Raw genomic sequence first — 26,287 nt, 5'->3', positions numbered from 1 at the left:
ATCGTCGCCCGCTACGCTGCGTTCAACACCTGCCTCAGCCGCACCGTCGCGGCCCGCACCCGAACGACACATACGAGGAGCGACTCAGTGGCAACCATCGAGGGAATCGTCGCCCGGGAGATTCTCGACTCGCGGGGCAACCCGACCGTCGAGGTCGAGGTCGGCCTGGACGACGGCACGGTGGCTCGCGCCGCGGTGCCCTCCGGCGCCTCCACCGGCGCCTTCGAGGCGCTCGAGCTGCGCGACGGTGACGCCGACCGCTACCAGGGCAAGGGCGTCGAGAAGGCCGTCTCGAACATCGAGGACCGCATCGTCGACCAGATCATCGGCTACGAGGCCAGCGAGCAGCGCCTGATCGACCAGAAGATGCTCGACATCGACGGCACGGACACCAAGTCCGAGCTGGGCGCGAACGCGATCCTCGGGGTTTCCCTGGCGGTAGCGAAGGCGGCGGCGGGCAGCGCCGAGCTGAGCCTCTTCCGCTACCTGGGCGGCCCGAACGCGCACCTCCTGCCGGTGCCGATGATGAACATCCTCAACGGTGGCGCCCACGCCGACTCCAACGTCGACATCCAGGAGTTCATGATCGCGCCGATCGGCGCGCCCAGCTTCCGCGAGGCGCTGCGCTCCGGCGCGGAGGTCTACCACGCGCTGAAGTCGGTGCTGAAGAAGAAGGACCTCTCCACCGGCCTCGGCGACGAGGGCGGCTTCGCGCCGAACCTCCCGACCAACTCGGCGGCCCTGGACCTGATCGCCGAGGCGGTCGAGAAGGCTGGCTACCGGCTCGGCAGCGACATCGTGTTCGCGCTCGACGTGGCCGCGACGGAGTTCTGCGAGAACGGCGTCTACACGTTCGAGGGCGCGCAGAAGTCCGCCGAGGAGATGAGCAACTACTACACCAAGCTCATCGGCGACTACCCGATCGTGTCGATCGAGGACCCGCTCTCCGAGGACGACTGGAGCGGCTGGCAGACGCTGACCGCCGCGGTCGGCGACCGCATCCAGATCGTCGGCGACGACCTGTTCGTGACGAACCCGCAGCGCATCGCCCGGGGCATCGCCGAGAAGGCGGCCAACGCGGTGCTGGTCAAGGTGAACCAGATCGGCTCGCTCACCGAGACCCTCGACGCGGTGGACCTGGCCCACCGGGCCGGCTTCATGTGCATGATGAGCCACCGCTCCGGCGAGACCGAGGACACCACCATCGCCGACCTCGCCGTGGCCACCGGCTGCGGCCAGATCAAGACGGGCGCCCCGGCCCGTTCCGACCGGGTCGCCAAGTACAACCAGCTCCTGCGGATCGAGGAGGAGCTGGGCGACGCGGCGCGGTACGCCGGCGCGGGCGCGTTCCCGCGCTACCGTTCCGCCTGAGACGCGCGAGGCCTCGGGGGAGGGGTGTGACGATGCAGCAGCGCCGCACACCGGGTGGTCAGCGTCCCGCCCGCCGGCCCGGCCAGTCCGGCCGGCCGGGCGGGGCCCGCGCCGCCCGGCCGGTCCGGGAGGCCGGCGTCCGGGCCGAGCCGCGGGGCACCGCCGGCCGCGCGCCGGGTGCCGTGCGCGGCGTCGACGGCGTACGCTCCGCGAGCCGACCGGCCGCGGCCCGGCGCACCGGCGCCGGTGGCCCGGTCAAGCGGCTGTCCGCACCCCGCCCCCGACGCTTCACCGGTCGGGCCACAGTCCTCTTCGCGGTGCTCATCGCGCTCGCGCTGGCCTACACCTACCCGGTGCGGGTCTACCTCGACCAGCAGGCCGACATCGAGCGGATGGAGGCCGCCCAGGCGGAGCAGGAGCGGCTGATCGCCCGGCTGTCGGCCGAGGCGGAGAACTGGAACGACCCGGCCTTCATCGAGACGAAGGCCCGGGAACGCTTCTTCTACGGTCGGCCCGGGGAGAAGCTGGTGATCGTGCTCAACGACCCGGAGGGCGCGGCCCGGGACGCGGGGCGGACGACGCCGAGCGCGCCGGCGGAGCCGGATCCGTGGTACGACACGCTCTGGTCGAGCGTGCGGGCGGCGAACGGCGAGCAGCCCACCAACTGAGCACCAGCCGAGCAGCGAACGAGAGATGGGGACCGTGACTGTCGTACCACCGCAGGAGCCGGCGGCGGATTCCGTGAGCCCGCCGGAGCGGGAACCGGCCACCGAGGCCGACCTCGCGGCGGTGGCCGCGCAGCTGGGCCGCCCGCCGCGTGGCACCCGGGCGGTGGCGCACCGCTGCCCGTGCGGCCTGCCCGACGTGGTGGAGACGACGCCGCGGCTCGCCGACGGCACCCCCTTCCCGACGCTGTTCTACCTGACCTGCCCTCGCGCGACGGGGGCGTGCAGCCGGCTGGAGTCGGCCGGGCTCATGAAGGAGATGGCCGAGCGGCTGGCGGCCGACCCGGAGCTGGCCGACCGCTACCGGGCCGCGCACGAGGACTACCTGGCCCGCCGCGAGGCGATCGGCCACGTCCCGGAGATCGCGGGCATCTCCGCGGGCGGGATGCCGGGGCGGGTGAAGTGCCTGCACGTGCACCTGGGCCACGCGCTGGCCGCGGGCCCCGGGGTGAACCCGTTCGGCGACGAGACGTTGTCGCTCGTCGAGCCCTGGTGGACCACGGGGCCGTGCGTGGACGTGCCGGCGGCCGAGTGAGCCCGCGGTGACCGACGAGATCGTGGTACGGCGTGCCCGCACCCGTGACGTGCGGGGGATCCGCCGGCTGGTGGACACCTACACCGACGACCGCCGGTTGCTCAGCAAGGCGACCGTCACGCTCTACGAGGACGTGCAGGAGTTCCGGGTCGCGGCGCGCGCCGACGACGACACCGTGGTCGGGTGCGGCGCCCTGCACGTGATGTGGGAGGACCTCGCCGAGATCCGTACGGTCGCCGTCGACCCCACCTACCGGGGGCGGAAGATCGGGCACCGCATCGTCGGCGAGCTGATCGACGCGGCGCGAGAGCTGGGTGTCGCCCGGATCTTCGTGCTCACCTTCGAGACCCGGTTCTTCGGGTCGTTCGGCTTCACCGAGATCGACGGCGCTCCGGTGCCGCAGCCGGTCTTCGAGCAGTTGCTGCGCTCGTACGACGAGGGCGTCGCGGAGTTCCTCGACCTGGAGCGGGTGAAGCCGAACACGCTCGGCAACACCCGGATGCTGCTGCGACTCTGACCAGCGAGCCGTTCCGGTCAGGAGCGGCGCGGGTGGGCGGCGAAGAATTCCCAGATCAGCTCGGTGGCGGTGAGCCCCGCGTCGGGGTCGGCGAGCTGTCCGCTGGTCGCTCCGGGCCACGAGTGACCCATCTCGGGCAGGGTGTGGACGACCACGTCGCTGCCGTCGGCACAGCGGGCCTCGGTACGGCTCGCTCCGCGCGGGCCGGCCGGACCGGCCGGTGCCGCCTCGCACCTCAGCCGTCGCTGCCAGGTCCGCACGCCGTCGCGGAAGACGTCGGCGTAACGGTCCTGCCCGCCGATGAAGGTGATCACCGACACGGGCTGCTTCGGCACGTAGTCGTCCGGCTCGGTGCGAGGGCCGCTGTAGCCGCCGCTGACCGCGCCGATGGCGGCGAAGACACCGGCCGCCTCCACGGCGGCCCGGAAACTCATGTCACCGCCGTTCGAGATGCCCGTGAGGTAGATCCGGTCGGGATCGGCGCCCCAGGCGTCCACCAGATGCGTGGTGAGGGCGGTGAGGAAGCCGACGTCGTCCTCGTCGCCGCAGCAGATGAGGGCGTTGAAGCCGCCCGAGACTCCGTCCGGGTAGGCCACCAGGGCGTTCTCCCGGTCGGCGACGGCGTCGAACCCGGTCATCTCCCGCATCGCGGCGCCGGTGCCCGGATAGGGGTGCAGCGCGACGATCAGGGGGATCGGCTCCGTCCGGTCGTAGGCGGGCGGGGCGTGCAGGAGATAGCTGCGCTCGCCCCCGCCGTGGCTGAGGGTCAGCCGGTGGTCGCCGGGGCCCGGCGCCACCGTGCTGCCGGTCGCCGAGGGCCCTGGCGTGGCGGCGCCCCCGTCACACGCGGTACCGGTGAGCACCAGTCCCGCCGCCGCCAGCGCCAGAAGCCGTCGCATGCCCCGTCCCTTCGTCCCCGATGGCGCACACCCTCGGACGCGAGCCGGCGCCCGGTCAACCCTTTCGGCGACGGCCGAAGGCGGGCAGGCTCATCGCATGCTTCGACTCCGGCTCCGCCCGGCGGACCTGCGCAACGTCCGCTTCGCCGACCGCCTGCACCCGGTCGGCACGGCGGTGCTCGCCAGCCAGGCGCTGCGCGGTCCGACGGCCGCCGCCACCGCGCCCGCACTGGCGGAGCGGGCCGCCGAGGTGGCGGCGTACGACGACGTGCGGGCCGCCGCCGCCGCGCTCCGGCACCTGCTGCCCGCCCGTGGCCGGCTCCCGGACTTCCTGACCCCGTTCGACGGGCTCGACTCGCTGGCGGCGGGCCTGGACGCGATCCGCGCCACGCCGGTCCGACGGGTGCGGGCGGACGTCGTCGACGCGTACGCCGAGCTGCCGGCCACGCCACTGCGCCGGCGCTTCGCGGCCGCCGACCCGGAGGTGTTCGACCTGCTCGCCCGGGCGACTCGCACCTGGTTCGACGCGGTGCTCGCACCGCACTGGGCGGACCTGGCGCTCGCCCACCGCCGTCAGGTGACCGCGGCGGCCGAGCGGTACGCCACCACCGGGCTGGATGGGCTGCTCGGCGGGCTGCACCCGCTCATCCGCTGGAACCCGCCGGTGCTGGACGTCGACACGTGGTGGGACGGCGACCTGCCGGGCACCGGCCACGGGTTGATCCTGGTGCCGTCCGCGCTGGCCGGGCTGCGTCCCCGGGTGCGCGTGGAACCGGGCCGACCGGTGCTGCTGGTCTATCCCGTCGCGGTCGGTGCTCCCGCGCGGGCACCCGAGGGGGATCCGCTCGCCCGGGTGCTCGGCCGGACCCGGGCCGCGGTGCTTCGCCGCCTCGCCGAGCCGGGCACGCACAGCACCACGACGCTCGCGCGGGCCACCGGGATCAGTCTCGCCTCGGCGTCGGAGCACGCCACGGCCTTGCGCGCGGCCGGTCTGCTCGCCACCGACCGCGACGGCGGGGCCGTCCGGCACCGGTTGACGTCGCTGGGCGAACACCTGCTCGGCGCGCCCCCGCCGTGACGTCGTGACGCGTGGGCCGGCGGCGGGGAGCGGCGGGGACTCCGGTCCGGGCCCGCGGGCTGCCGTAGGGTGGCGGGCGTGACGACGCGCGTGGCCGCCATCGACTGCGGAACGAACTCGATCCGGCTCCTGGTCGCCGACCTGCCCGACCCCGACGCCGGGCCGGAGGCGCCGCTGGCCGACCTCAGCCGGCGGATGGAGATCGTTCGGCTCGGGCAGGGCGTGGACCGGACGGGTCGGCTCGCCCCGGAGGCGATCGAGCGGACCCGGGTGGCTCTGGCCGACTACGCCGCCGAGATCGAGCGGTTCGGGGCTGAGCGGGTCCGCATGGCCGCCACCTCGGCGACCCGTGACGCCGCGAACGCCGACGAGTTCCGTGCCATGGTCGAGCGGACCCTGGGGGTCGCTCCCGAGGTGGTCAGCGGTGACGAGGAGGCGCGGCTGTCGTTCACGGGTGCGGTGCGGGGCCTGCCCCGCGACGCGAAGGAGCCGTTTCTCGTGGTGGACATCGGCGGTGGCTCCACGGAGTTCGTGGTGGGGTCCCGCGAGGGCGGGGTGCGGGCGGCGGTGTCGATGGACATCGGCTGCGTCCGGATGACCGAGCGGCATCTGCATGGTGACCCGCCCACCCCGGACGAGGTGGCCGCCGCGCAGGCCGACATCGCGGCCGCCGTCGACCGGGCGCTGGAGGTCGTACCGGGCCGCGAGGCGGCCACGCTGGTCGGGCTCGCCGGGTCGGTCACGACCGTGGTGGCCATCGCCCTGGGCCTCGAGGCGTACGACCCGGGGCGCATCCACCACGCCCGGGTTCCCTACGAGGCGGTCGCGGAGGTGACCGGGGACCTGCTGACCAGGAAGCGGGAGCAGCGGCTGGCCATCCCGGTCATGCACCCGGGCCGGGCGGACGTGATCGGTGCGGGTGCACTCGTGCTGCGAGTGATCATGGAACGGGCCGGCATGCCCTCCGTGGTCGCCTCCGAGCACGACATCCTCGACGGCATCGCCTGGAGCCTCGCGTAGCCGACGGCGCCCGCCCGTGGGGTGCGCGCCGGGCCGGGACGTCCGGGGACGGGCGGTCGCGCGGGCGACCCCTTGTCGCGGTGGTCAGGCGCGTTCGGTGGCGAGGCGGACGCCGAAGCCGAGCAGGGCGACCCCGGTGAGGCCGTCCAGCCAGCGGCGGACCCGCCGTCGGGAGAGCACCTGCCGGGCGCGGTGCAGCGCGCCGACCAGGACGAGCAGGTAGGCCAGCGAGAGCACCGCGTGGCTGAGCGCGAAGGCGACGAGCACGGCGAGAGGCGCCGACCCGCCGACGAACTGGGGGAGCACCGCCAGATAGAAGGCCAGCACCTTCGGGTTGGTGATGTTGGACAGGAAGCCCTGCCGGAAGCCGGTGAGCGCCTGGCCGGGCGGGGCCTCACCGTCGACGAGCGGCGGATAGTGCCCCAACCACGCCGAACGCCACGCCTGCACACCGAGGTAGGCCAGGTAGGCCACGCCGGCCCAGCGGATCGCCTCGAACAGCGGCTGGGAGCGGACGACGAGCGCGCCGAGCCCGGCCGCCGCCGCGATGCCCTGGACGGCGTTGGAGACGGTCACGCCGAGGGCGCTCCACCTCCCACGACGCCGGCCGGAGGCCAGGGTGTTGCGGGTGACCACCGCGAAGTCCGGGCCCGGGATGAGGATCAGCACCAGGGCGAAGACCAGGAACGATCCGTAGCTGCCCCACGACATGGTTCGACCCTACGCCGCCCCGCCGACACACCACCGGCCCCGCGGACCGCCCGTGCGGCGCAGGGCCGGTCCACTGTGCACCGTCAGGCGACGCGGCGTCGCTACCGCGTCCTTGACGGTATTACGCATCGCGCACTAGTGTGCGATGCGTGGATACCACCCAGCTCCTCAAGGGCGTGCTGGATCTCGCCGTGCTCGCGGTGCTCCGTGACGAGGACGGTTACGGCTACGACATCCTCCGCAGGCTGCGGGAGGCCGGTCTCGACGAGGTCGGTGACGCGTCGGTCTACGGCACCCTGCGCCGGCTCTTCGCCGCCGGGCTGCTGACGACCTACGTCGTGCCGAGCGAGTCCGGCCCGCACCGGAAGTACTACTCGCTGAACGCGGCCGGGCGGGACCAGCTGACCCGCTCCGGCAAGACCTGGCGCTCGTTCGCCACCACCATGGACACACTGCTCGACGAACGGGGGGTGGCGGCGTGACCGTCACGGAGCAGGAGATCACGGATTACGTCGGCCGGGTCCGGGCGGCCCTGGCCGACCTGCCGCCGTCGGTGCTCGACGAGTTGACCGAGGACCTGGCCGAGCACCTGGCCGAGGTCGCCGCGGAGGCGGGCGGCTCGCTGGTCGACCGCCTCGGCGCACCCGAGACGTACGCGGCCGAGCTGCGGGCCGCGGCCGGCGCGCCGGCGCGCTCCGGACGCAACCTCGACCAGCGGCTGGCCGTCGCCGTGGGTCGGGTGCGCCGCCGGTTGCGCGCCCTCGACGTCCGGCTGGGCCCCCCGCTGGGGTACGCGACCGCGAGTGACTTCCTGCGACTGCTCCGACCGGCCTGGTGGGTGCTGCGCGGCTATCTGGCCGCCCTGCTGGTCGCCACGATGCTCGGGGCCGACTTCGGCCTCCTGCCCCGGCCGTTCCTGAGCGAGTTCGCCGGGCTGGTGCTGCTCGTCGGCTGCGTGCTCGCCTCGATCTGGCTCGGCCGTCGTGGCGTCCGACGGCGGTGGCCGCGCTACGCGCTGTACGCCGCCACGGTGGTGCTCGTCTTCTTCGGCCTGGTGACGGTGGTCAACGTCGACGAGCGCGCCCAGTGGGGCGGCGACTACGGCTACCACCCCGCGGGCGTGGTCAACCCGTACGACGAGGTCCGGGACGTCTTCGTCTACGACAGCGAGGGGCGGCTCGTGGAGAACGCCCGGCTCTTCGACCAGAACGGCAACCCCATCCGGCTCGGCTATCCGGACTGTGTGGACGAACGGGACCCGTACCACGGCAACCCGCTGCTGCGCCCGTACCCCTACTGCCCGGAGCAGGCGCCCTTCGCGCCGCGGGCGCCGAGCGGCGCGTCGCCGTCGCCGGTCCTGCCACCGCTCGCGACCCCGTCGTCGACCGGCGCGCCGGACCCCACGGCCAGTGCCGGTGCGAGCGCCACGGTGGCCCCGAGCGCGACGCCGGCGCCGACTGCCAGCTCCGCGCCGACGGCCACGCCCAGCGCCACCCGCTGAACGTCCGCCGCGGGCTCCCGGTCGCCGCCACCCGGCCGACCGGGAGCCCGAAGCTGTGAGGTAGCTGGACAAGCTGGGAAATGGCTGAACGGATGAGGCCGACGGGGCGGCGGGCGGAGTTGATGATCGCTACGGTGTCGTCTGCTCATCCACCCCTCGGAAGGAACCCCCGTGTCAGAGCAGGTCGCACCGCCCCCCTCGGCCAACCCCGAGCAGCCTCAGCCGGGCGCGCAGCCCGAGCCGGGCGCACAGGTGCCGCCCCCGGCCGAGCCGGAGGCGAAGAAGTCCGGCGCGAAGAAGGCGCTCGGCATCGTCGGCGCGATCGTCGTGTTCGTGGTCATCGCGGGTCTCAAGTTCGGCCTCGCCAGCGCGATCGGCAACTTCTTCGACAAGGACCCCACGGCGGAGGCGAAGGCCGGCGACTGCATCGCCGAGCTGCCCGAGGTCACCGGCACCGAGGAGGAGGAGGTCGACGACGCCAAGGTCGTCGACTGCACCTCGACCGAGGCGGCGTACAACGTGGTCGGTCGCGTCGACGGGCAGACCGAGGCGCAGGCCCAGGCCGGCACCGCGTGCGAGCAGTACATCAAGGAGAACGAGGAGGGCTACCTCTTCTACAGCATCGAGCCGGGCAAGACCGGCTACCTGCTCTGCCTGACCAAGAAGTCCTGACCACCCCCGGCCGGCCGGTTCGACCGGCGTGAGCCATCGACGACGGCGGCGCGAGCTCCTCGCGCCGCCGTCGCCGTACCCGGCGCGAGCACCGGTGAACGGGAGGTGAATGCCACTGCTCCGGCGTCTTCCCGGCGCGGTCCCGGCGTGGCAGGCTACCGGCACTGGGCGACCAGCCAACGATGACTGACCGCTGGGAGGATGGGCCGATGGGCGAAATGGTGAGGTACCGCAGTGAGGGCGCGGGTGAGGGGTATCTCGCGATACCCTCCGGCGGTGCGGCCAGCCCGGCGGTCATCGTCATCCAGGACTGGTGGGGTCTCGTGCCCCACGTACGGGCTGTCGTCGACCGGTTCGCCGAGGCGGGCTTCGTGGCCCTCGCTCCGGACTTCCGGCACGGCGGGCCGGCCAGCAAGCCGAGCGAGCCGCGGCAGATCCTGAACAGCGTGCAGATGGACGAGGCGGCGGCCGACATCTCCGCCGCGGCCGACTACCTCGCCGGCCGCACCGAGGTCGCCGGCAAAATCGGGTGCGCCGGCTTCTGCGCCGGGGCCAGCCTCGCCCTCTGGGCGGCCACCAAGTCGGAGCGGATCGTGGCCACCGCGGCCTTCTACCCCCGCCTTCCCTGGGACGGGATGAGCGGCGAGTGGCACGACTACGCGGGCAAGGCGGCGGTCGTGCACTGCTCCGAGGCCGACGGCACCTCCGCCGACGAGGGCGTGCAGACCGTACGCCGGGCCATCGAGACCGCCGGCGGCACCTGCCAGACGTACGACTACCCGGGCACCGCGCACGCCTTCTTCAACGAGGACCGGCCGGAGAACTACGACCAGCGTGCCGCCGCCACCGCCTGGGCCCGCACCCTCGAACTCTTCCGGGCCAAGCTTGGCTGAGCCGCGTACGCCCGACGAGGTGGTCGACCGCGCGTCGCGGGCGACCAGCCTCGCGGACCTCGACGCCGCCGTGAGCGACTGCTCCGCCTGCCCCCGGCTCGTCGACTGGCGGGAGGAGGTCGCGCGGGTGCGTCGCGCGGCCTTCCGGAACCAGCGGTACTGGGGCCGCCCGGTGCCCGGCTTCGGAGCCCCGGACGCCCGGATCGCCATCCTCGGCCTGGCCCCCGCCGCGCACGGCGGCAACCGGACCGGCCGGATCTTCACCGGTGACCGCTCCGGCGACGTCCTCTTCGCCGCGCTGCACCGTGCCGGCCTGGCCAACCAGCCGACCAGCGTCGCCGCCGACGACGGCCTCACCCTGCGCGACACCCGGATCTTCGCCGCGGTGCGCTGCGCTCCGCCGGACAACAAACCGACGCCGGGGGAGCGCGACACGTGCGCGCCCTGGCTGCATCGCGAGGTGACACTGGTCCGGCCCACGCTTCGCGTGGTCGTCGCGCTGGGCGCCTTCGCCTGGGCCGCCTGGTGGCCGGCGCTGCGCGCCGTGTACGGAATGCACCCGCCCAGCCCGCGACCGGCCTTCGGGCATGGGGCACACTGGTCCGGCACGGCCGTACCGGACCTGCTCGGTTGCTACCACGTCAGCCAGCAGAACACCTTCACGGGGCGGCTGACACCAGGAATGCTGGACGATGTGTTCGCCCGGGCGAAGCAGCTGGCCGGAGTGGACTGAAACCGCGTGGGACGGTGGCGATGACGGACGGCACGCGCCAGGCCACGTCGTACGCCCCGGGCGCCGAGGGTGGCGGGCGGACCGCTCTGGCCCGGCTCCGGCGCTGGTGGCCGGTGGCGGCGGTGGCCCTGCTGCTCGCCGCCGCCGCGGTGTCCGCCGCCCACTCGTCGATCGGGGCGAGCCGGATCCCGCCCGCCGCGGAGGACATCCCGTGGGTTCCCGAGTATCCGACGGCCGAGCCGTCGCCGTCGATCCCCATCGAGCCCCGCGACGCCGGTGAGGCGACCCGGGCGCACGTACCGCGGTGGATCACCACCGTCGCGATCGTCCTGCTCGGGCTCGCCGTCCTCGCCGCGCTCGGCTACCTGGTCTGGGTGCTGCTCCGGGGCGCGCTGCGCCGCACCAGCCGGGCGCTGCCCCGGCAGCGGGGCCGGCGCACCGCCGCCGGCACCGCCGAGGAGGTGATGGCCGCCGTCGACGCCGGCCTCATCGACCTGGACGACCGGGACGTCGACCCCCGGGTGGCCGTCATCGCCTGCTGGGTCCGGTTGGAGGAGGCCGCTGGTGCGGCGGGGGTGCCGCGGCTGGCCGGCGACACGTCGACCGACCTGGTCACGCGGCTGCTGCGCGGGGATCCCGCCGCCGGTGTGCCGGCGATCGTGAGCGCCGACGTGCTGGCCGAGTTCGCCCACGTCTACCGCGAGGCGCGGTACGCGACCCGGCCGGTCGACGAGCGCACCCGCGACCAGGCGCGGGCCGCGTTGCGCCGGCTGCGCGGCGAACTGACCCTGGGCGAGGTGCCGGCATGAGCGGGCGGGGCGCGCGGGGAGGGCTCGCATGAGTGGCAGCGCGAGCATCGACGACCTGCTCACCTTCGAGGAGGAGCGCCCTCGCCGGGGGGAGCGGGACGGTCGCAGCCGGCTGGGGCAGCTGCTGCGCCTGCTGCTGGGGGTGGCGTCGGTCGTCGTCGTCCTGATCGTCGGCCTGCGCGCGGTCGGGCTGAAGGTCTCGCTGCTGATCCTCGTCGCCGGCGTCCTCGCGCTGTTCGTCGTGCGCCGGATCGTCGCCACGCTCGCGCCCGGGCCGCTCCCGCCCGCGTCCCGGCCGGCCGCCGGCGTGACCGCGCCGGACGACGGCACCTGGAACTGGGGCGCCCGGGACGCGCTGCGCACCGCCATCAACGGCTGGGAGGTCCCGCTGGACTGGTCCACCACCCGGCCCGAACGGTTCACCGGTGTGATCCTTCCCCGCCTCGGCGAACTGGCCGACGAGCGGCTGCGCCTGAGACACGGCGTGACGCGCGAGTCGGACCCGGCCCGCGCCCGCAGCCTGCTGGGCGAGCGGCTCTGGACGTTCCTGGAGTCCCCGCCCCGCCGCACCCCGTCGCCGCGCGACCTCGCGGTGATCGTCGCCGAACTGGAGAGGATCTGATGAACGACGTGGACCGGAGCATGCCCGCCGTGGAGGTCGGCCACCTGGCCCGAGCGGTGCTGGACGCGGTCGGCTCGGTCGTGGTCGGCAAGCGGGACGCGCTGGAACTGGTCCTCGCCGGCATCCTGGCCGGTGGGCACGTCCTGCTGGAGGACCTCCCGGGGCTCGGCAAGACGCTGACGGCGCGCTCGTTCGCCCAGGCGCTGGGGCTGGACTTCCGTCGGCTCCAGTTCACCCCCGACCTGCTGCCCGCCGACGTCACCGGCTCGTTCCTCTACGACCAGCGCAGCGGCGACTTCTCCTTCCGGGCCGGTCCGGTCTTCACCAACCTCCTGCTCGCCGACGAGATCAACCGGACTCCGCCGAAGACGCAGTCGGCGCTGCTGGAGGCGATGCAGGAGAAGCAGGTGTCGGTCGAGGGCGTCACCTACCGGCTGGACGAGCCCTTCCACGTCCTGGCCACCGCCAATCCGGTCGAGTACGAGGGCACGTACCCGCTGCCCGAGGCGCAGCTCGACCGCTTCCTGCTCCGCGTCTCCTTCGGCTACCCGGAGCACGAGGAGGAGTGGGAGGTGCTGCGCCGGCGCATGGCCCGCCGCCGCGAGGAGGCCGAGATCAAGCCGGTGGTGGACGCCGCCACCCTGCGTGCCATGCAGGCCGCGCTGGAGGACGTGGTGGTCGAGGACTCGATCGGCCGCTACATCGTGGCGCTCACCGCGGCCACCCGCGAGCACGCGTCCGTGCTGGTCGGCGCGTCGCCCCGCGGATCCCTGGCGCTGCTGCTGCTCTCGCGGGTCCGGGCCGTGTTCGCCGGCCGGGACTACGTGGTGCCGGAGGATGTCAAGGAGGTCGCGGTGCCGGCGCTCGCGCACCGGATCACGCTGCGCCCCGAGATGTGGCTGCGGCGGGTCGATCCGTCCTTCGTGGTCGGTGAGGTGCTGGAGGCCACCCCCGCGCCCGCCAGCGGCGCCCTGCCCAGCTACGCGGCCGGCCGGCCGGGGCGCTGATGGCCGGAGCGGGCGTGTCGGACCAGCAGCCGACGACCGGCTGGGTGCCCACCCGGGCGCTCGGCCGGGCCGTGCTGCTCACCGGCCTGCTGCTGGTGGCCGCGGTGGTCCTCGGCCGGATCGACCTGATCGTGCTGGCCACCCCGTTCGCGCTCGGCACCGCGTACGCGCTGCGCCGCCGGCCCGTCGCGCTGCCGCAGGTCTGGGTGGAGGGGGAGGACGGCCACCTGGTCGAGGGTGGTGAGCTGGCCGGCAGGGTCAGCGTCGGCAACCCGGACGAGGTGGAGTACGAGGTAGCCGTGGTCCGGAGCCGCGTCTCGCCGTGGCTGCGGATCGAGCGGGCCACCCTCGCCGGTGGTGCCCGGGTCGAGGGGGCCGCGCTGACCGACCGCCCGTTCGTGACGTCGGTGCCCGCCACGGCGGCGGTCGACCTGGAGCTGGTCGGCACCGCGCTGCGGTGGGGGCGGCACCCGCTCGGCCCGGCGGGCGCCCGGGTCGCCACGGCCGGCGGGCTGCTGATCTCCCGTGCCGTGGTCACCGAACCCGCCCTCGTGCGCGTGTACCCGAAGACCGAACCGTTCGACGCCGTGGAGGCCATGCCCCGGGCCGCCGGGCTGGTCGGCGCACACCACTCCCGCCGCTCGGGCGAGGGCGGTGAGCTGGCCGGCGTACGGATCTTCGCGCCGGGGGATCGGCTGCGGCGGATCGACTGGCGCGTGTCCCTGCGGGCGCGGCAACTGCACGTGGCCGCCACCCTCTCCGACCGGGACGCCGAGGTGGTGGTGCTGCTCGACGTGCTCGCCGAGGCGGGCCGCTCGGGCGGCGTCTCGGGCGCGGCGTCGGTGCTCGACACCACGGTGCGGGCGTCCGCGGCCATCGCCGAGCACTACCTGCACCGCGGGGACCGGGTGTCCCTGCTGGAGTACGGGCCGGCCGCCCGCCGCCTGCGCCCGGCGACCGGTCGCCGGCAGTACCTGACCGTCCTGGAGTGGCTGCTCGACGTCCGCGCCGAGGCCAGCCCGCACGAGCCGTACGACCAGGTCTTCGGTCCGCAGCTGCTCTCGGCGGACGCGCTCGTGGTCGTGCTCACCCCGTTGCTGGACGAACGGTCGGCGCAGATGCTGGCCCGCCTCGCCCGCTCCGGCCGTTTCGTGGTGGCGGTGGACACCCTCCCCGCCGACCTGACGCCCCCGACGGACCGGGGATGGGCCGAGGTCGCGTACCGGTTGTGGCGACTGGACCGGGACACGATGATCGCGCAGCTGCGTGAGCACGGTGTGCCGGTGGTGCGCTGGGCCGGCGCGGGCAGCCTGGACGAGGTGCTGCGCGACGTGGCCCGGCTGGCCACCGCACCGCGGGTGGGTGCCCGGTGATCGAGGCCCTGACCGAGCGGGTGCGGACCCTGCGGTCGGTCGTCGTCCGTGTCAGCCTGACGCCGCTGCTGGTGCGGGCCGCCGTCTTCCTCACCGTGCTGGCCGGCTTCGTGCTGGCCTTCCCGGCGCAGGCGCTCACCGGCCGCGCGCTCGGCCTGCTGGTCATCGCGGCGCTGCTGCCCACCGTCGGGCCGCGTCGCGTCTGGCCGACGTTCGCGGCGCTGGTCACGGTGGGCGGGTGGCTGCTCGCCTCCGACGGGTACGACCGGTCGGTGGCGCTCTGGCGGCTGCTCGCCCTGACCGCTCTGCTCTACCTGGCGCACACCCTCTGTGCGCTGGCCGCGCTGCTGCCGTACGACGCGGTGGTGGATCCCGAGCTGATCACCCGCTGGCTGCTCCGGGCGGGTGCGGTGCTGTTGGCGTCCGCGGTGCTCGGCGTGCTGCTGACGGCGGCCGGCGGTCTGGGCGGCGACGGCGGCCACCGGCTCGCCACGGTGGCGGGGCTCCTGGTCGCCGTGGCGGTGACGGCGATGCTCGCCTGGCTGCTGCGCCGGCGGTGAAACCGGCTCCCCGGGAACGTTGCGCAGGTCACAGCGGTTGTGCTCCGTCACATAAGGGGGGCGCGATCGGGATTAGCTGAGCGGGCCGGGGAAAGATAGTAGGCGTGAATCCGAAGCGGATCCTTGTGGTGGGTGCCGGTCACGTCGGCCTCTACGCGGCCCTGCGCCTGTCGAAGAAGCTCAGCTCTCTCGAGGCTGAGGTCATCGTGGTGGACCCCCAGCCGCACATGACCTACCAGCCCTTCCTGCCGGAGGCCTCGGCGGGCAACATCTCCCCCCGGCACTCCGTGGTGCCGCTGCGACGGGAGTTGCGCCGCTGCACGGTGGTGGCTGGTGCGGTCACCCGGATCGAGCACGCCCGCAAGGTCGCGACGGTGCAGCCGATCGCCGGCCCGCCGCGGGAGATCTCCTACGACCACGTGATCGTGGCGCCGGGCTCGGTCTCCCGCACGCTGCCGATTCCCGGCCTGCACGAGCACGGCATCGGCTTCAAGACCATCGGCGAGGCCATCTACCTGCGCAACCACGTGCTGGAGCGGCTGGACGTCGCCGCGGCGACCTCCGATCCGGAGATCCGCCGCACCGCGCTGACCTTCGTCTTCGTGGGCGGTGGCTACGCCGGCATCGAGGCGCTCGCCGAGATGGAGGACATGGCCCGGGACGCCCTGCGCTACTACCCGGAGCTCAAGCCGGAGGACATGCGCTGGGTGCTGGTCGAGGCCACCCAGCGGGTGCTTCCCGAGGTCGACCGGGACATGGGCGCCTACACGGTGCAGCAGCTACTCAAGCGGAACATGGACATCCGGCTGGACACCCGGCTCGAGTCCTGCGTCGACGGCGTGGTCAAGCTCTCCGACGGCGACAGCTTCCCGGCCGGCACCATCGTCTGGACGGCCGGCGTCAAGCCGTCGCCGCTGCTCGACAAGACGGACCTGCCGCGCGGTGAGCGGGGCCACATCACCTGCGTGCCGACGCTCCAGGTGGTCGACGGTGACCGGATCGTCGAGGGCGCGTGGAGCGCGGGCGACTGCGCCGCCGTGCCCGACCTGACGAAGCCGCCGGGCGCCTACTGCTCGCCGAGCGCCCAGCACGCCGTGCGTCAGGCCGCCCGGCTGGCGGACAACATCGCCGCCGTGATCCGGGGCCGGGAGCCGGTGGAGTACCGCCACAAGCACGCCGGCAGCGTCGCCAGCCTCGGCCTGCACAAGGGCGTGGGCCAGGTGTACGGGTTCAAGGTGAAGGGCTGGCCGGCCTGGTTCATGCACCGCACGTACCACATGAGCCGGATCCCCTCCTTCAACCGCAAGGTCCGGGTCGTGGTGGACTGGAGCCTGGCGTTCTTCCTCAAGCGTGAGGTGATCGCCCTGAACCAGCTGCACGACCCGCGCGAGGAGTTCCTCGAGGCGTCGCAGCCGGTGCCCGCCCGCCAGGGCTGACCCGTGTCGACGCGGCCCCTCCGCGCCGCGGCGGAGGGGCCGCGTCGTGTCTGCCCCCGGTCACCCGGCCGCGCTCACACCCGCCAGATCCAGGCGTCGGCGACGCGGGTGGCCGGACCGTAGAGCTGTTCCAGTGTGGCCCGCAGACTGTCGCCGTGCGGGGTGCCGTCGGCCAGCACGACACAGGACGCGCCCCAGTGGTCGACGTCCCGCGCCGCCTGCCGGCGCTGCTCGCCGCCGATGACCGGTCGGTCGCCGCGCCGGGCCACCTCGGCCAGCAGGCCGGACGTCGGGCGCGGGTAGGCGCCGAAGGCGGCGCTGCCCCGGCGGCCGTACGGGCCGATGAAGAAGCCCTCCGGCAGGCGGAAGGCCGCGTCGGCGGCCGCCGCCCAGCGCATCGGCCAGGGCTCCTTGGGGCTGGGCAGGGGCACGGGCACCAGGACGCCGCCCGGTGGGACGCACGCCCGCCAGTGCCCGCCCGTCACGAACTCGGGCAGCGGCGGCCGGTCGGCGGTCGGCAACGGCCCGGGGACGAGCGGCAGCAGCGCGGCGCCGACCGCCGCCGGCACCAGCCGCCGGGCGCGCCCGGTGCCGCGCAGCGCCCGGTCCACGGCCAGCACCAGCAGCGTCCCGGAGAGCGGGAGCACGGCGAGGGCGAAGCGCATCGGCAGCGCGCCGTCCACGACCGGCAGCCCGGAGAGCAGGACGTACGGGCCGGGCAGGCCGGTGCGGGTGCCGCCGACCACCAGGCTCGGGCCGAGCGCCAGCGCGCCCATCACCAGCGCGGCCACCGCGCAGGCGAACGCGGCGAGCGTACGGCGGCCGAGCCGGACCGCGCAGGCCACGGTGACGAGCAGCAGGGGCCAGCCCAGGAACGTGTTGTACTCGGCCGGCCCGGTGGTCAACCCGGCCGCCTCCGCGCTGCCGCCCACCGACAGCGGCGAGATCGCCCACCAGCTGCGCAGGTCGGCCGAGAAGTGGCGCGGATCGAAGACGCCGTCGGCGACGCCCTGCGGGCCGGCGAACTGGAACCACAGCGGGTACGCGAGCACCAGCAGCGCCAGTCCGGTGGCGAGCGCCATTCCGCCGGCGAAGCCGGGCAGCGCGCGGCGGGCCAGGTCCCGGTCCACCACCGCGCAGGTGACCGCCATGACCAGCAGGGTCACCGCCGCGAGGAACAGCACCTCCTCGCCGATGAAGACCTGGGCGGTCACCGCGGCGGCGAGGCCGGCCGCCGAGCTGACGATGCGGCGTACGTCCCGGCGTGGCGCGCCTGCGGCCCCCGTACGGGCCGGATCGGCCGCGCGCAACAGCCGCACCACCAGCCAGACGATCACCGGGACCAGCCACTGCGCGGTCATGTGCAGGTGGCTGTTCGACTGCGACACCATGCCCGGGCCGAAACCGCACAGGCCCGCCCCGAGCCCGGCGGCGAGCCGGCGGGCCCGCAGGGTCCGGGTGAAGAACAGGTACCAGGCGATCGCCGTGCCGGCCAGGTTGCCCGCCGCCAGCAGGGCGAAGGTGACCGGCGGGCCGAGGAGCAGGGTGATCGGGGCGAACACGACGCCGAGCGCGATGACGCTGGTGTTCGCCATCAGGTTCACCCCGTCGGGTGCGTTCAACCGGTCGGTGAGCAGCCCGAAGTCACCGAGCAGGGCCCGCGCGTCGACCGCGAGGAACCACTCGTAGAGAGCCTGGTCGGCGGGGTTCAGCGCCAGCGTCCGGGCGGTCGGGTCGGGCCAGAGCCCGTGGGTGAGCCACCCCGCCGAGACGACGAAGAACAGGGCGACGGCGAGGTCCGGGCGGTGCCGCCCGAGCGCGGCCCGGAGCCGGGCCGGTCGGGACCGGCCGGTGGCCCGTCCGGTCGGCCGCGGAACGGGCTCGGGGACGACGTCGGTGGTCGTGGGGGCAGCCATGCTCACAATCCGGCAACGGCGGCGGGGTACGCCGGGTCGCGGCCGACCCGATAACGTGGCACTGCACCGCTGCGTGTCGACGCGCCGGTGCCGACCGGCCCGGGTGGTGGAACGGCAGACACGGCCGCCTTAAAAGCGGCTGCCGCAAGGCGTGCGGGTTCGACCCCCGCCCCGGGCACCGGCATATTTGCCCCTTCCTCGTACGGTCGGTGATCTCCATGGACCGGCGCGGCCGTTTACTCTTGTGTGTGCGCGTTCACGTGCATGACGACCCCCTGAGGGAGGCCAGACAGTGAAGACCTCGAACCCGGTGCTCGCCCGGCTCGGCCAGGCGGCCGAGCGCGAGCGCTCCGCCGGGTACGCCCCGACCGGGCCGTACGGCGCGCCCGGCATTCCGCAGCAGTACCCGACCCAGGCCGGCTACCCGGCGGCGCCGCCCACCGTCGCCCCCATGTCCATCGACGACGTGGTGGTCAAGACCGTCGCCCTGCTCGGCATCCTCGGCGTCTCCGCCGCGGCCGCCTGGGTGCTCGTTCCCGACGCCCTGACCGGCGTGGCCTGGATCGGTGCCGCGGTCGTCGGCCTGGTCCTCGGCCTGATCATCTCCTTCTCCCGGATGGCGAACCCGGCGCTGGTCGTCACCTACGCCGTCGTCGAGGGTGTCTTCGTCGGCATGGTGAGCAAGACCTTCGAACGGGCCTACGACGGCATCGTGCTCCAGGCCGTGGTGGCGAGCTTCGGTGTCTTCTTCCTGATGGCCATGCTCTACAAGGCGCGGGTCATCCGGGCCACCCCGGCGTTCGTCAAGGGCATGATCGCCGTGATGGCCGGCCTCTTCGCCGTCATGCTGATCAATCTGGTGCTGGCGTTCGCCGGTGTCAACACCCATCTGCGCGACGGCAGCAAGTTGGCCATCGGCTTCAGCCTGCTCTGCATCGTGGTCGCCGCGCTGAGCTTCGTGCTCAGCTTCAAGGAGGTCGAGGACGGCGTCCGGATGGGGCTGCCGCAGCGCTACTCCTGGGTGGCCGCGTTCGGCATCCTGGTCAGCCTCGTCTGGCTCTACCTGGAGCTGCTGCGCCTGCTGAGCTACTTCCAGGGCGACGACTGACGCTCCGCCCGCCCGACACCGGCGCCCGTCCCCGCACCGCGGGGGCGGGCGCCGTCGTGTGCGACCCCCGGCCCGCGCCGGCCGGCCCCGCCGTTTTCCCGCCGCCGTGGCACGCACCGGTGCAGAGTGACTGCGAGGGGTACGGGCGGCGAGGGGGGTGGCGCGGTGCGCAGCAGCAACCCGGTGCTGAACCGGCTCGACGAGACCACCCGGCTCGAGGGCCGGGTGCTCGGCGTCGGCGTCGCGGACGAGATGACCGTCGACGACGTGGTCGTGCGCACCGTCGGCCTGCTCCTGCTCACCGGGGGCACGGCCCTGGTGGCGTGGCTGTTCGTGCCGCAGGCGGTGTGGCTGCCGGCCGCGCTCGCCGGCAGCGCCCTGGCCGCCGTCGTGCTGGTGTTGGTGATCTCGCTGCGCGGCATCACCCACCCGGCGCCCATCGTCGGGTACGCGGTGGTGCAGGGCGCGCTGCTCGGCGTGGCGAGCCGCTCGTTCGAGCTGGTCTACCCGGGCATCGTGGCGCAGGCGGTGGCCGGGACCTTCGGCGTCTTCCTCGGCATGGCGGCGCTCTACCGGGCCCGGCTGGTCCGGGCGACGCCCCGGATGGCCCGGCTGGTCATCGGCACCCTGCTCGGCATCGTGGCGATCACCGTGGTGAACCTGGTGATCTACCTGGTGACCGGACGGCAGGGCGTGCAGGTCTACAGCCTGACCGGGAACGTCGGCGGATGGGCGTACGTGATCGCCGTGATCGCGATCATCGCGGGGGCGTTCAGCTTCATCCTCGACTTCGACCTCGTCGAGCGGTCGGTCCGGGCGGGACGGCCCCGCCGGTACGCGTGGCTCTGCGCGTTCGGGCTGCTCACCGGCCTGGTCTTCCTGTACTGGCAGCTGCTGCGCCTGCTCAGCTACGTTCGCCGGTGACTCCCGGCCGGTCCGCCCGACCGGGGCGCGTGCGGGCACCCGGCCGCCGGCCGGTCCGTACACTCGGCGGCGATGAGCGCAGCAGAACTGGAACGGGCCGTGGAGCTGCTGGTGCGCCAGGTCGGGCACTGGCAGCAGCCCCGCTGGGCGGCCAAGGCGGATGCCGGCAACGCGCCCCGCGCGGACGTGGTGCACCGGCTGGTGCAGGAGATCGCCAACCTGGCGGCCGACGCCGAGGGCCTGCCACGTCGTACGGTGCCCCGGTTGCCGAACGACCTGGCCCTGCCGGACCAGCTCCGGGTGGTCGCCGCGGACCTGATCACGGCCGGTGCGACGCCGGAGGTGCTGGCCCGGGCCGCCGCCGAGGTGACGGCGACCCGGAGCGCGCTCTGATCCGCGCCGGCCAGCGGGCGGCTGCCCGGCTCAGCTGAGCCGCTCGACGACCATGGCCATGCCCTGGCCGCCACCGACGCACATCGTCTCCAGGCCGATGGTCTTGTCGTGCCACTCCAGGGCGTTGAGCAGGGTGCCGGTGATCCGGGCACCGGTCATGCCGAACGGGTGGCCGACGGCGATCGCGCCGCCCATCACGTTCAGCTTCTCCAACGGGATGCCGAGCTGCCGGTACGACGGGATGACCTGGGCGGCGAACGCCTCGTTGATCTCGACGAGGTCGACGTCGTCGATGGTCATACCGGCCCGCGCCAGCGCCTGCCGGGACGCCTCCACGGGGCCCAGCCCCATGATCTCCGGGGAGAGCGCGGTGACGCCGGTGGAGACGATCCGGGCCAGCGGCGTGATGCCGAGGTCCCGCGCGCGCTGGGCGCTCATGACCACCACGGCGGCGGCGCCGTCGTTGAGCGGGCAGCAGTTGCCCGCGGTGATCCGCCCGTCGGGCCGGAACACCGGCTTCAGGCCGGACACGCCCTCCAGGGTCACGCCGGGGCGCGGACCGTCGTCGGTGCCGACCACGGTGCCGTCCGGCGTGGTGACCGGCGTGATCTCCCGCGCCCAGAAGCCGTCGGCGATGGCTTTCTCGGCGAGGTTCTGGCTGCGTACGCCGAACTCGTCCATCTCCTCGCGGGTCACGTCGTACACCTGGGCGAGGTTCTCCGCCGTCTGCCCCATGGCCAGGTAGATGTCGGGCAGCTCGCCGGACTCGCGGGGGTCGGTCCAGACCTCGGCGCCGCCCTGGGCGCGAGCCTTCGACCGCTCCCGCGCGGCCGCGAAGCGCGGGTTCTCCCAGCCGCCGCCGACCAGGGCCTGCGCCTCGGGAGGGAGACCGTCGGAGTTGCCCCGGGCGTAGCGGGAGACGGTCTCGACGCCGGCCGAGATGAAGACGTCACCCTCGCCGGCCCGGATCGCGTGCATCGCCATGCGGGTGGTCTGGAGCGAGGAGGCACAGTAGCGGGTGAGGGTGGCACCGGGAAGGCCGTCCAGACCCATCAGGGTGGCGACGACGCGGGCCATGTTGAAGCCCTGCTCGCCGCCGGGCAGGCCGCAGCCGAGGTAGAGGTCGTCGATCTCGGTGGGGTCGAGCTGGGGGATCTTGTCGAGGGCGGCCTGGACGATGGTGGCGGCCAGGTCGTCCGGGCGTACCTCGCGCAGGGAACCCTTGTGGGCCCGGCCGATGGGGGAGCGGGCGGTGGCGACGATGACGGCGTCGCGGGACGACTCAGTCGACATGGAGCAACGTTAACTCGTCGGTAACATGGCGCGGAAGCTGCCCGCCCGACGGGAAATGTCACTCCCGGCCACTCCGGACCCGCGCGGGTGCCGGCCGCGGCCGCCACGTCACGAGCGGCCCCAGGACGGGTGGACGGGGTCAGCGCGGCGAGGCGACCGCGGCCGCCGCGGCGACCGCGGGAAGCAGGGCGTGGGCCCAGACCCGGTAACCGTCGGCCGAGGGGTGGTAGCCGTCGTGGCAGAGGGTGCCGGCGTCGGCCCGGAAGACCGGGCCCGTCTCGGTCGCCAGGTCGACCACCGAGCCGCCGGCGTCCAGCACGGCGACGGTCTGCGCGCGGGCGACCCGCCGCCCGGACCAGCCGACCACCTGGCGCAGCGGTGGGGCGATCGCGCGGACCGCGCCGAGATCGGGACAGGTGCCGACCACCACCTCCACCCCGGCCTCACGCAGCCGGTGCACGGCCGCGCCCAGGTAGGCCGCCGCGTCGGCGGGACGGCGCAGCCCGGTGGCGTCGTTCGCCCCGATGAGGATCAACGCCACGTCGGGTCGCTCGCCGAGCAGCGCCCGGGCCACCTGGGTGGCCAGGTCGGTCGAGCGGGAGCCGGAGACCGCCACGCTGGAGAGATGCACGAGACGGCCGTTGGGCCCCTCCGCCAGCAGGTTGGCCAGCTGGCCGCCGATCGTCTCGTCGAGCCGGTCGACGCCGACGCCCAGGGCCGACGAGTCGCCGAGCAGCACCAGCCGCAGCGGTGACGCGCCGGCCCGGCCGACGGTCGCGCGCAGGGCCAGCCCGAGTTGGGGCTCGGCGTAGCGCCGATGCCGGGCGAGGAACGCCTCGCCGGCCAGCACCGCGGCGCCGCCCACCGTGCCGGCGATCAGGGTGAGCGCGGCCGCGCGGCCGAGCCGGCCGGCGACCCTCCTGGCGACCTCCCGCTCGCTCATGCCGCCGCCTCGCTGCGCTCGGCGCCGGCACGAGGCACCAGCGCACCGTGCTGATGATTCGCTCGCTGACGCTCGCTCATGCCAGTCCCTCCACTGTGGGTGAATCGGAGGCGGGACCGGACTGCGGTACCGCTCCGACGCCGAAGAACGCCCGACGTCGCAGCTGAGCCCACCGGCCGGCCGGCCCGCGGTCGTGGCCCCGGACCTGGGCCCCGCTGACCTCCGTGCCGGCGTGCCGGGCCGCCTCCTGCGCCGCCTCGGGAAGTGACCGTACGCCCCGAGCCAGCACCGGTGCTGCCCGCCGCTCCGGCCCGACGCCGAGCGCGGAGAGCACGGTGGGCAGCATGGCGGCGGCGGCCACCGCGTAGCCCTCGGCCGACGGGTGGAACCGGTCCCAGGCGAACATCCGGGCCGGCTCGGCCGCGAACCGGGGGCCGAGCAGGTCCCCGAGGGAGACGGTCCAACCGCCGGCCTCGACCACCGCCACCGTCTGGGCCGCGGCGAGCTGGCGGCTCCACCGCCGGGCCAGCCAGCGCAGCGGCGGCTGGATGGGCTGGATCGCCCCCAGGTCCGGGCAGGTGCCGACGACCACCTCGCAGCCGGCCGCGCGCAACGCGCGGACGGCCTCGACCAGGTAGCGCACCGCCAGGGTGGGCGGGGTGCGGTTGGTGACGTCGTTGCCGCCGATGAGGATCACGGCGACGTCGGGCTGGCACTCCAGCGCCGCCTCGACCTGGTGCCGGAGGCCGGCCGAGATCGCGCCGACGACGGCGAAGCGGCGCAGCCGCACCGGCCGCTGCGTACGCCGGGACAGCCCGGTGGCGAGCAGCGCGCCGGGTGTCTCCCGGCGACGGTGCACGCCGTAGCCGGCGGCCGAGGAGTCACCCAGCACGACCATGGTGAGCGGGGGGCCGTGGAACTTCGCGCCGTAGACGCCGTCGCAGCGCGGCGGAGGGGCCTCGGCCATCGGGATGGTGCGCCGGGCCTGACGGGCCTGCCCGAGCAGCACACCGGCGGTGGCCACCACGGCCGCGGCGGTGGCGCCCGTGCCGATCGCCGCGAGGCGGGCGACCTGCCGGGCGCGCTGCCAGCGCGGACCAACCGGTGCGACGGAACCAGCCACCCCCATACCGCGACAGTATCGCGCCGGGCCGACAGACCGCTGTCGTCGCAGCGGCAGAGCGAGTGGGACGCACCGCGCCCATCTGGGTACTACCTCCCGCGACCCGTCCGGCGCGGTCGGGTCCGCCTCCGGAGCGGCCGGGCGCCCGGCGGACCCGCCACGAGGGGCCGGTCCGGCCGGGCCGCGTCACCCGGGCCCGACCGTCGTCCGTGCTTGCGCCCGGACGGCATGCTGACCGCGGGAAGGAGCACGAGGATGGCGAAGACACTGAAGCGGAGCGCCGCGTTCGCGGCCCTGGCCCGGGCTCTGGCCTCCGGTTCGCGCGGCGGCCCGCCGCTCGGCGCCCGGCTGGTCGCGCTGCCCCGGATGATCAGGGCGACCGCCCGGGGGGAGTACGACGGCGGCCTCCGGCTGGCGCTCATGGCCGCCGCGACGGCGTACATCGCCTCCCCGGTGGACCTGGTGCCGGAGATCCCGCTGGCGATCTTCGGCCTGGCCGACGACGCGGTCATGGTCGCCTGGCTGGCCGGCAGCGTGCTCGCCGAGACGGAGCGCTTCCTGGAGTGGGAGGCGCGTCGTGAGCAGGTCATCCCCGGGCGTGTGGTGCCCTGACGGCACGTACCCTGGGCGCTGGGACCCCGCCCAGTCGCCCGGCCGCCCGACGCCGGCGCCGAGGAGAAGGACACATCGAGGTGCAGTACTACGACAACGTCGTCGACATGATCGGAAACACCCCGCTGGTACGCCTGCGGAGCGTCACGGAGGGCATCCAGGCCACCGTGTTGGCGAAGGTGGAGTACCTCAACCCGGGCGGCTCGGTGAAGGACCGCATCGCGCTGCGCATGGTGGAGGACGCGGAGGCCGCCGGCCTGCTGAAGCCGGGCGGCACCATCGTCGAGCCGACCAGCGGCAACACGGGCGTCGGCCTGGCTCTGGTGGCCCAGCTCAAGGGCTACCGCTGCGTGTTCGTCTGCCCGGACAAGGTCAGCCAGGACAAGCAGGACGTGCTGCGGGCGTACGGCGCCGAGGTGGTGGTCTGCCCCACCGCGGTCGCCCCGGAGGACCCGCGCTCGTACTACAACGTCTCCAACCGCCTGGCCCGTGAGATCCCCGGCGCGTGGAAGCCGGACCAGTACAGCAACCCGGCCAACCCGCGCTCCCACTACGAGACCACCGGCCCCGAGGTGTGGAAGCAGACCGAGGGCCGGATCACGCACTTCGTGGCGGGCGTCGGCACCGGCGGCACCATCTCCGGCATCGGCCGCTACCTGAAGGAGGCCTCCGACGGGCGCGTGCGCGTCGTCGGCGCCGACCCGGAGGGCTCGGTCTACTCGGGCGGCACCGGCCGGCCCTACCTGGTGGAGGGGGTCGGCGAGGACTTCTGGCCGGAGACGTACGACCGCGGCGTCGCCGACGAGATCGTCGAGGTCTCGGACAAGGCCTCGTTCGAGATGACCCGGCGGCTGGCCCGCGAGGAGGGCCTGCTGGTGGGCGGATCCTGCGGCATGGCCGTGGTGGCCGCCCTGGAGGTGGCCCGCAAGGCCGGCCCGGACGACGTGGTGGTGGTGCTGCTGCCGGACGGCGGCCGCGGCTACCTCTCCAAGATCTTCAACGACGACTGGATGGCCCGGTACGGCTTCCTCGACAACTCCGGCACCGAGCCGACCGTGGCCGACGCGCTCGCGAGCAAGCCCGGCGGCCTGCCCGAACTGGTGCACGTGCACCCGACCGAGACCGTCCGCGACGCGATCGACTACATGCGCGAGTACGGCGTCTCGCAGCTGCCCGTGCTGAAGGCCGAGCCCCCGGTGGTCACCGGCGAGGTGGCCGGCTCGATCGCCGAGCGGGACCTGCTCGACGCGCTCTTCACCGGCCAGGCGCACCTGCACGACACGATCGAGCGGCACATGGCCGCGCCGCTGCCGATGATCGGTGGCGGGCAGCCGGTGACCGAGGCCGTCGCCCTGCTGGAGAAGTCCGACGCCGCGCTGGTGCTGGTCGACGGCAAGCCCAAGGGCGTGCTCACCCGGCAGGACCTGCTGGCCCACCTCGGCGCCCGCTGACGAAAGTCCGCCGACCCGCGACAGCCCGCCGACCCGCGACCGGGCCCCTTCTCGTACGGGAA

Annotated in this window: 28 protein-coding genes and 1 tRNA gene; 23 read left to right on the top strand and 6 right to left on the bottom strand. The window is 74.2% G+C overall.

The annotated features are described in order from the left end of the window. Positions 1-87: 87 nt before the first annotated feature. The 4 genes from eno to SM573_RS05465 are packed head-to-tail and all read left to right on the top strand — an operon-like array spanning position 88 to position 3,148. Positions 88-1,371, top strand: a complete 1,284-nt coding sequence (gene eno / locus SM573_RS05480) for a phosphopyruvate hydratase (protein WP_474611747.1) — start codon at positions 88-90, stop codon at positions 1,369-1,371. 32 nt (positions 1,372-1,403) lie between these two features. Then, positions 1,404-2,039, top strand: coding sequence for an FtsB family cell division protein (locus SM573_RS05475; protein ID WP_474611748.1), 636 nt, complete (start codon positions 1,404-1,406; stop codon positions 2,037-2,039). Positions 2,040-2,073: 34 nt separating this feature from the next. Continuing rightward, entirely contained in the window at positions 2,074-2,631 is a 558-nt protein-coding gene (locus SM573_RS05470; RefSeq protein WP_474611749.1) for a DUF501 domain-containing protein, read from the top strand. A gap of 7 nt (positions 2,632-2,638) precedes the next feature. After that, on the top strand, positions 2,639-3,148 hold the full coding sequence (locus tag SM573_RS05465; protein ID WP_474611750.1) for an amino-acid N-acetyltransferase: 510 nt from the start codon (positions 2,639-2,641) through the stop codon (positions 3,146-3,148). 17 nt (positions 3,149-3,165) lie between these two features. Here SM573_RS05465 and SM573_RS05460 read toward each other — a convergent pair whose 3' ends face one another. Beyond that, positions 3,166-4,047 (bottom strand): CE1 family esterase, encoded by an 882-nt coding sequence (locus tag SM573_RS05460; protein ID WP_474611751.1) that lies wholly within the window; start codon positions 4,045-4,047, stop codon positions 3,166-3,168. 97 nt (positions 4,048-4,144) lie between these two features. Here SM573_RS05460 and SM573_RS05455 point away from each other — a divergent pair, with 97 nt between their 5' ends. Together SM573_RS05455 and SM573_RS05450 are read left to right on the top strand one after the other, a co-directional pair. After that, a complete protein-coding gene (locus SM573_RS05455; RefSeq protein ID WP_474615608.1) occupies positions 4,145-5,125 on the top strand; it encodes an ArsR/SmtB family transcription factor in 981 nt (326 codons plus the stop codon). A 90-nt stretch (positions 5,126-5,215) separates the two neighbouring features. After that, the gene (locus SM573_RS05450; RefSeq protein ID WP_474615740.1) at positions 5,216-6,145 is read left to right on the top strand and encodes a Ppx/GppA phosphatase family protein; all 930 of its coding nucleotides are present in this window, start codon (positions 5,216-5,218) and stop codon (positions 6,143-6,145) included. 84 nt (positions 6,146-6,229) lie between these two features. On the opposite strand, the gene SM573_RS05445 is transcribed toward SM573_RS05450, so the two are convergent. Beyond that, the gene (locus SM573_RS05445) at positions 6,230-6,856 is read right to left on the bottom strand and encodes a LysE family translocator (protein ID WP_474615607.1); all 627 of its coding nucleotides are present in this window, start codon (positions 6,854-6,856) and stop codon (positions 6,230-6,232) included. A 149-nt stretch (positions 6,857-7,005) separates the two neighbouring features. Between SM573_RS05445 and SM573_RS05440 the strand changes: the two genes are divergently transcribed. The 11 genes from SM573_RS05440 (at position 7,006) to SM573_RS05390 (ending at position 16,462) form a co-directional block, all read left to right on the top strand. Then, on the top strand, positions 7,006-7,338 hold the full coding sequence (locus tag SM573_RS05440; protein WP_474615606.1) for a PadR family transcriptional regulator: 333 nt from the start codon (positions 7,006-7,008) through the stop codon (positions 7,336-7,338). Beyond that, positions 7,335-8,357: an HAAS signaling domain-containing protein gene (locus SM573_RS05435; protein ID WP_474615605.1), complete on the top strand. Its 1,023-nt coding sequence runs from the start codon at positions 7,335-7,337 to the stop codon at positions 8,355-8,357. Before SM573_RS05440 ends, SM573_RS05435 begins: the two co-directional genes overlap by 4 nt. 171 nt (positions 8,358-8,528) lie before the next feature. Beyond that, entirely contained in the window at positions 8,529-9,029 is a 501-nt protein-coding gene (locus SM573_RS05430; protein ID WP_474611756.1) for an LppU/SCO3897 family protein, read from the top strand. A 209-nt stretch (positions 9,030-9,238) separates the two neighbouring features. Next, the gene (locus tag SM573_RS05425; RefSeq protein WP_474611757.1) at positions 9,239-9,922 is read left to right on the top strand and encodes a dienelactone hydrolase family protein; all 684 of its coding nucleotides are present in this window, start codon (positions 9,239-9,241) and stop codon (positions 9,920-9,922) included. A gap of 19 nt (positions 9,923-9,941) precedes the next feature. Further along, positions 9,942-10,655: a uracil-DNA glycosylase gene (locus SM573_RS05420; protein WP_474615739.1), complete on the top strand. Its 714-nt coding sequence runs from the start codon at positions 9,942-9,944 to the stop codon at positions 10,653-10,655. Positions 10,656-10,675: 20 nt separating this feature from the next. Beyond that, the gene (locus SM573_RS05415; RefSeq protein ID WP_474611758.1) at positions 10,676-11,464 is read left to right on the top strand and encodes a DUF4129 domain-containing protein; all 789 of its coding nucleotides are present in this window, start codon (positions 10,676-10,678) and stop codon (positions 11,462-11,464) included. A gap of 28 nt (positions 11,465-11,492) precedes the next feature. Then, on the top strand, positions 11,493-12,086 hold the full coding sequence (locus tag SM573_RS05410) for a hypothetical protein (RefSeq protein ID WP_474611759.1): 594 nt from the start codon (positions 11,493-11,495) through the stop codon (positions 12,084-12,086). Beyond that, positions 12,086-13,093 (top strand): AAA family ATPase, encoded by a 1,008-nt coding sequence (locus tag SM573_RS05405; protein ID WP_474611760.1) that lies wholly within the window; start codon positions 12,086-12,088, stop codon positions 13,091-13,093. The genes SM573_RS05410 and SM573_RS05405 overlap by 1 nt, the downstream gene beginning before the upstream one ends. A gap of 14 nt (positions 13,094-13,107) precedes the next feature. Then, a complete protein-coding gene (locus SM573_RS05400; protein ID WP_474615604.1) occupies positions 13,108-14,466 on the top strand; it encodes a DUF58 domain-containing protein in 1,359 nt (452 codons plus the stop codon). Next, positions 14,466-15,026, top strand: a complete 561-nt coding sequence (locus tag SM573_RS05395; RefSeq protein WP_474615738.1) for a hypothetical protein — start codon at positions 14,466-14,468, stop codon at positions 15,024-15,026. Before SM573_RS05400 ends, SM573_RS05395 begins: the two co-directional genes overlap by 1 nt. 104 nt (positions 15,027-15,130) lie before the next feature. Then, positions 15,131-16,462 carry an NAD(P)/FAD-dependent oxidoreductase gene (locus SM573_RS05390; protein ID WP_474611762.1) on the top strand — a complete coding sequence of 444 codons (1,332 nt, stop codon included), beginning with the start codon at positions 15,131-15,133 and terminating at the stop codon, positions 16,460-16,462. Positions 16,463-16,536: 74 nt separating this feature from the next. Here the strand turns inward: SM573_RS05390 and SM573_RS05385 are convergent, their stop codons facing one another. Then, positions 16,537-18,378 carry a DUF6311 domain-containing protein gene (locus tag SM573_RS05385; protein ID WP_474611763.1) on the bottom strand — a complete coding sequence of 614 codons (1,842 nt, stop codon included), beginning with the start codon at positions 18,376-18,378 and terminating at the stop codon, positions 16,537-16,539. 97 nt (positions 18,379-18,475) lie between these two features. On the opposite strand from SM573_RS05385, the gene SM573_RS05380 reads away from it, so the two are divergent. From SM573_RS05380 to SM573_RS05365, 4 genes are all read left to right on the top strand, one after another. Beyond that, positions 18,476-18,556 (top strand) — tRNA-Leu (locus tag SM573_RS05380). Positions 18,557-18,670: 114 nt separating this feature from the next. After that, positions 18,671-19,486 (top strand): Bax inhibitor-1/YccA family protein, encoded by an 816-nt coding sequence (locus SM573_RS05375; protein ID WP_474611764.1) that lies wholly within the window; start codon positions 18,671-18,673, stop codon positions 19,484-19,486. 165 nt (positions 19,487-19,651) lie between these two features. Then, a complete protein-coding gene (locus SM573_RS05370; protein WP_474611765.1) occupies positions 19,652-20,410 on the top strand; it encodes a Bax inhibitor-1/YccA family membrane protein in 759 nt (252 codons plus the stop codon). A gap of 72 nt (positions 20,411-20,482) precedes the next feature. Next, positions 20,483-20,803, top strand: a complete 321-nt coding sequence (locus SM573_RS05365) for a hypothetical protein (RefSeq protein ID WP_474611766.1) — start codon at positions 20,483-20,485, stop codon at positions 20,801-20,803. Between the two features lie 30 nt (positions 20,804-20,833). Here the strand turns inward: SM573_RS05365 and SM573_RS05360 are convergent, their stop codons facing one another. From SM573_RS05360 to SM573_RS05350, 3 genes are all read right to left on the bottom strand, one after another. Further along, positions 20,834-22,096 (bottom strand): acetyl-CoA C-acetyltransferase, encoded by a 1,263-nt coding sequence (locus SM573_RS05360; protein ID WP_474611767.1) that lies wholly within the window; start codon positions 22,094-22,096, stop codon positions 20,834-20,836. Positions 22,097-22,235: 139 nt separating this feature from the next. Then, on the bottom strand, positions 22,236-23,039 hold the full coding sequence (locus SM573_RS05355) for an SGNH/GDSL hydrolase family protein (RefSeq protein WP_474611768.1): 804 nt from the start codon (positions 23,037-23,039) through the stop codon (positions 22,236-22,238). 76 nt (positions 23,040-23,115) lie between these two features. Continuing rightward, positions 23,116-24,168 carry an SGNH/GDSL hydrolase family protein gene (locus SM573_RS05350; protein WP_474611769.1) on the bottom strand — a complete coding sequence of 351 codons (1,053 nt, stop codon included), beginning with the start codon at positions 24,166-24,168 and terminating at the stop codon, positions 23,116-23,118. 249 nt (positions 24,169-24,417) lie between these two features. Here SM573_RS05350 and SM573_RS05345 point away from each other — a divergent pair, with 249 nt between their 5' ends. Together SM573_RS05345 and SM573_RS05340 are read left to right on the top strand one after the other, a co-directional pair. Next, complete coding sequence (locus SM573_RS05345; protein WP_474611770.1) at positions 24,418-24,774, top strand: YkvA family protein; 357 nt, start codon at positions 24,418-24,420, stop codon at positions 24,772-24,774. Positions 24,775-24,854: 80 nt separating this feature from the next. Continuing rightward, on the top strand, positions 24,855-26,225 hold the full coding sequence (locus SM573_RS05340; RefSeq protein WP_474611771.1) for a cystathionine beta-synthase: 1,371 nt from the start codon (positions 24,855-24,857) through the stop codon (positions 26,223-26,225). The last annotated feature ends 62 nt before the right edge of the window (positions 26,226-26,287 follow it).

Source organism: Micromonospora xinjiangensis (genome assembly GCF_056150165.1).
This window is presented reverse-complemented; position numbering and strand designations above follow the sequence as displayed.

Excerpts from the sequence above, each read along its gene's own strand:
- SM573_RS05410 (WP_474611759.1), top strand. The coding sequence starts at position 11,493 with ATGAGTGGCAGCGCGAGCATCGACGACCTGCTCACCTTCGAGGAGGAG.
- SM573_RS05385 (WP_474611763.1), bottom strand. The coding sequence starts at position 18,378 with ATGGCTGCCCCCACGACCACCGACGTCGTCCCCGAGCCCGTTCCGCGG.
- SM573_RS05355 (WP_474611768.1), bottom strand. The coding sequence starts at position 23,039 with ATGAGCGAGCGGGAGGTCGCCAGGAGGGTCGCCGGCCGGCTCGGCCGC.
- SM573_RS05350 (WP_474611769.1), bottom strand. The coding sequence starts at position 24,168 with ATGGGGGTGGCTGGTTCCGTCGCACCGGTTGGTCCGCGCTGGCAGCGC.
- SM573_RS05365 (WP_474611766.1), top strand. The coding sequence starts at position 20,483 with ATGAGCGCAGCAGAACTGGAACGGGCCGTGGAGCTGCTGGTGCGCCAG.
- SM573_RS05460 (WP_474611751.1), bottom strand. The coding sequence starts at position 4,047 with ATGCGACGGCTTCTGGCGCTGGCGGCGGCGGGACTGGTGCTCACCGGT.
- SM573_RS05475 (WP_474611748.1), top strand. The coding sequence starts at position 1,404 with ATGCAGCAGCGCCGCACACCGGGTGGTCAGCGTCCCGCCCGCCGGCCC.
- SM573_RS05445 (WP_474615607.1), bottom strand. The coding sequence starts at position 6,856 with ATGTCGTGGGGCAGCTACGGATCGTTCCTGGTCTTCGCCCTGGTGCTG.
- SM573_RS05360 (WP_474611767.1), bottom strand. The coding sequence starts at position 22,096 with ATGTCGACTGAGTCGTCCCGCGACGCCGTCATCGTCGCCACCGCCCGC.
- SM573_RS05415 (WP_474611758.1), top strand. The coding sequence starts at position 10,676 with ATGACGGACGGCACGCGCCAGGCCACGTCGTACGCCCCGGGCGCCGAG.
- SM573_RS05345 (WP_474611770.1), top strand. The coding sequence starts at position 24,418 with ATGGCGAAGACACTGAAGCGGAGCGCCGCGTTCGCGGCCCTGGCCCGG.
- SM573_RS05455 (WP_474615608.1), top strand. The coding sequence starts at position 4,145 with ATGCTTCGACTCCGGCTCCGCCCGGCGGACCTGCGCAACGTCCGCTTC.
- SM573_RS05425 (WP_474611757.1), top strand. The coding sequence starts at position 9,239 with ATGGGCGAAATGGTGAGGTACCGCAGTGAGGGCGCGGGTGAGGGGTAT.
- SM573_RS05405 (WP_474611760.1), top strand. The coding sequence starts at position 12,086 with ATGAACGACGTGGACCGGAGCATGCCCGCCGTGGAGGTCGGCCACCTG.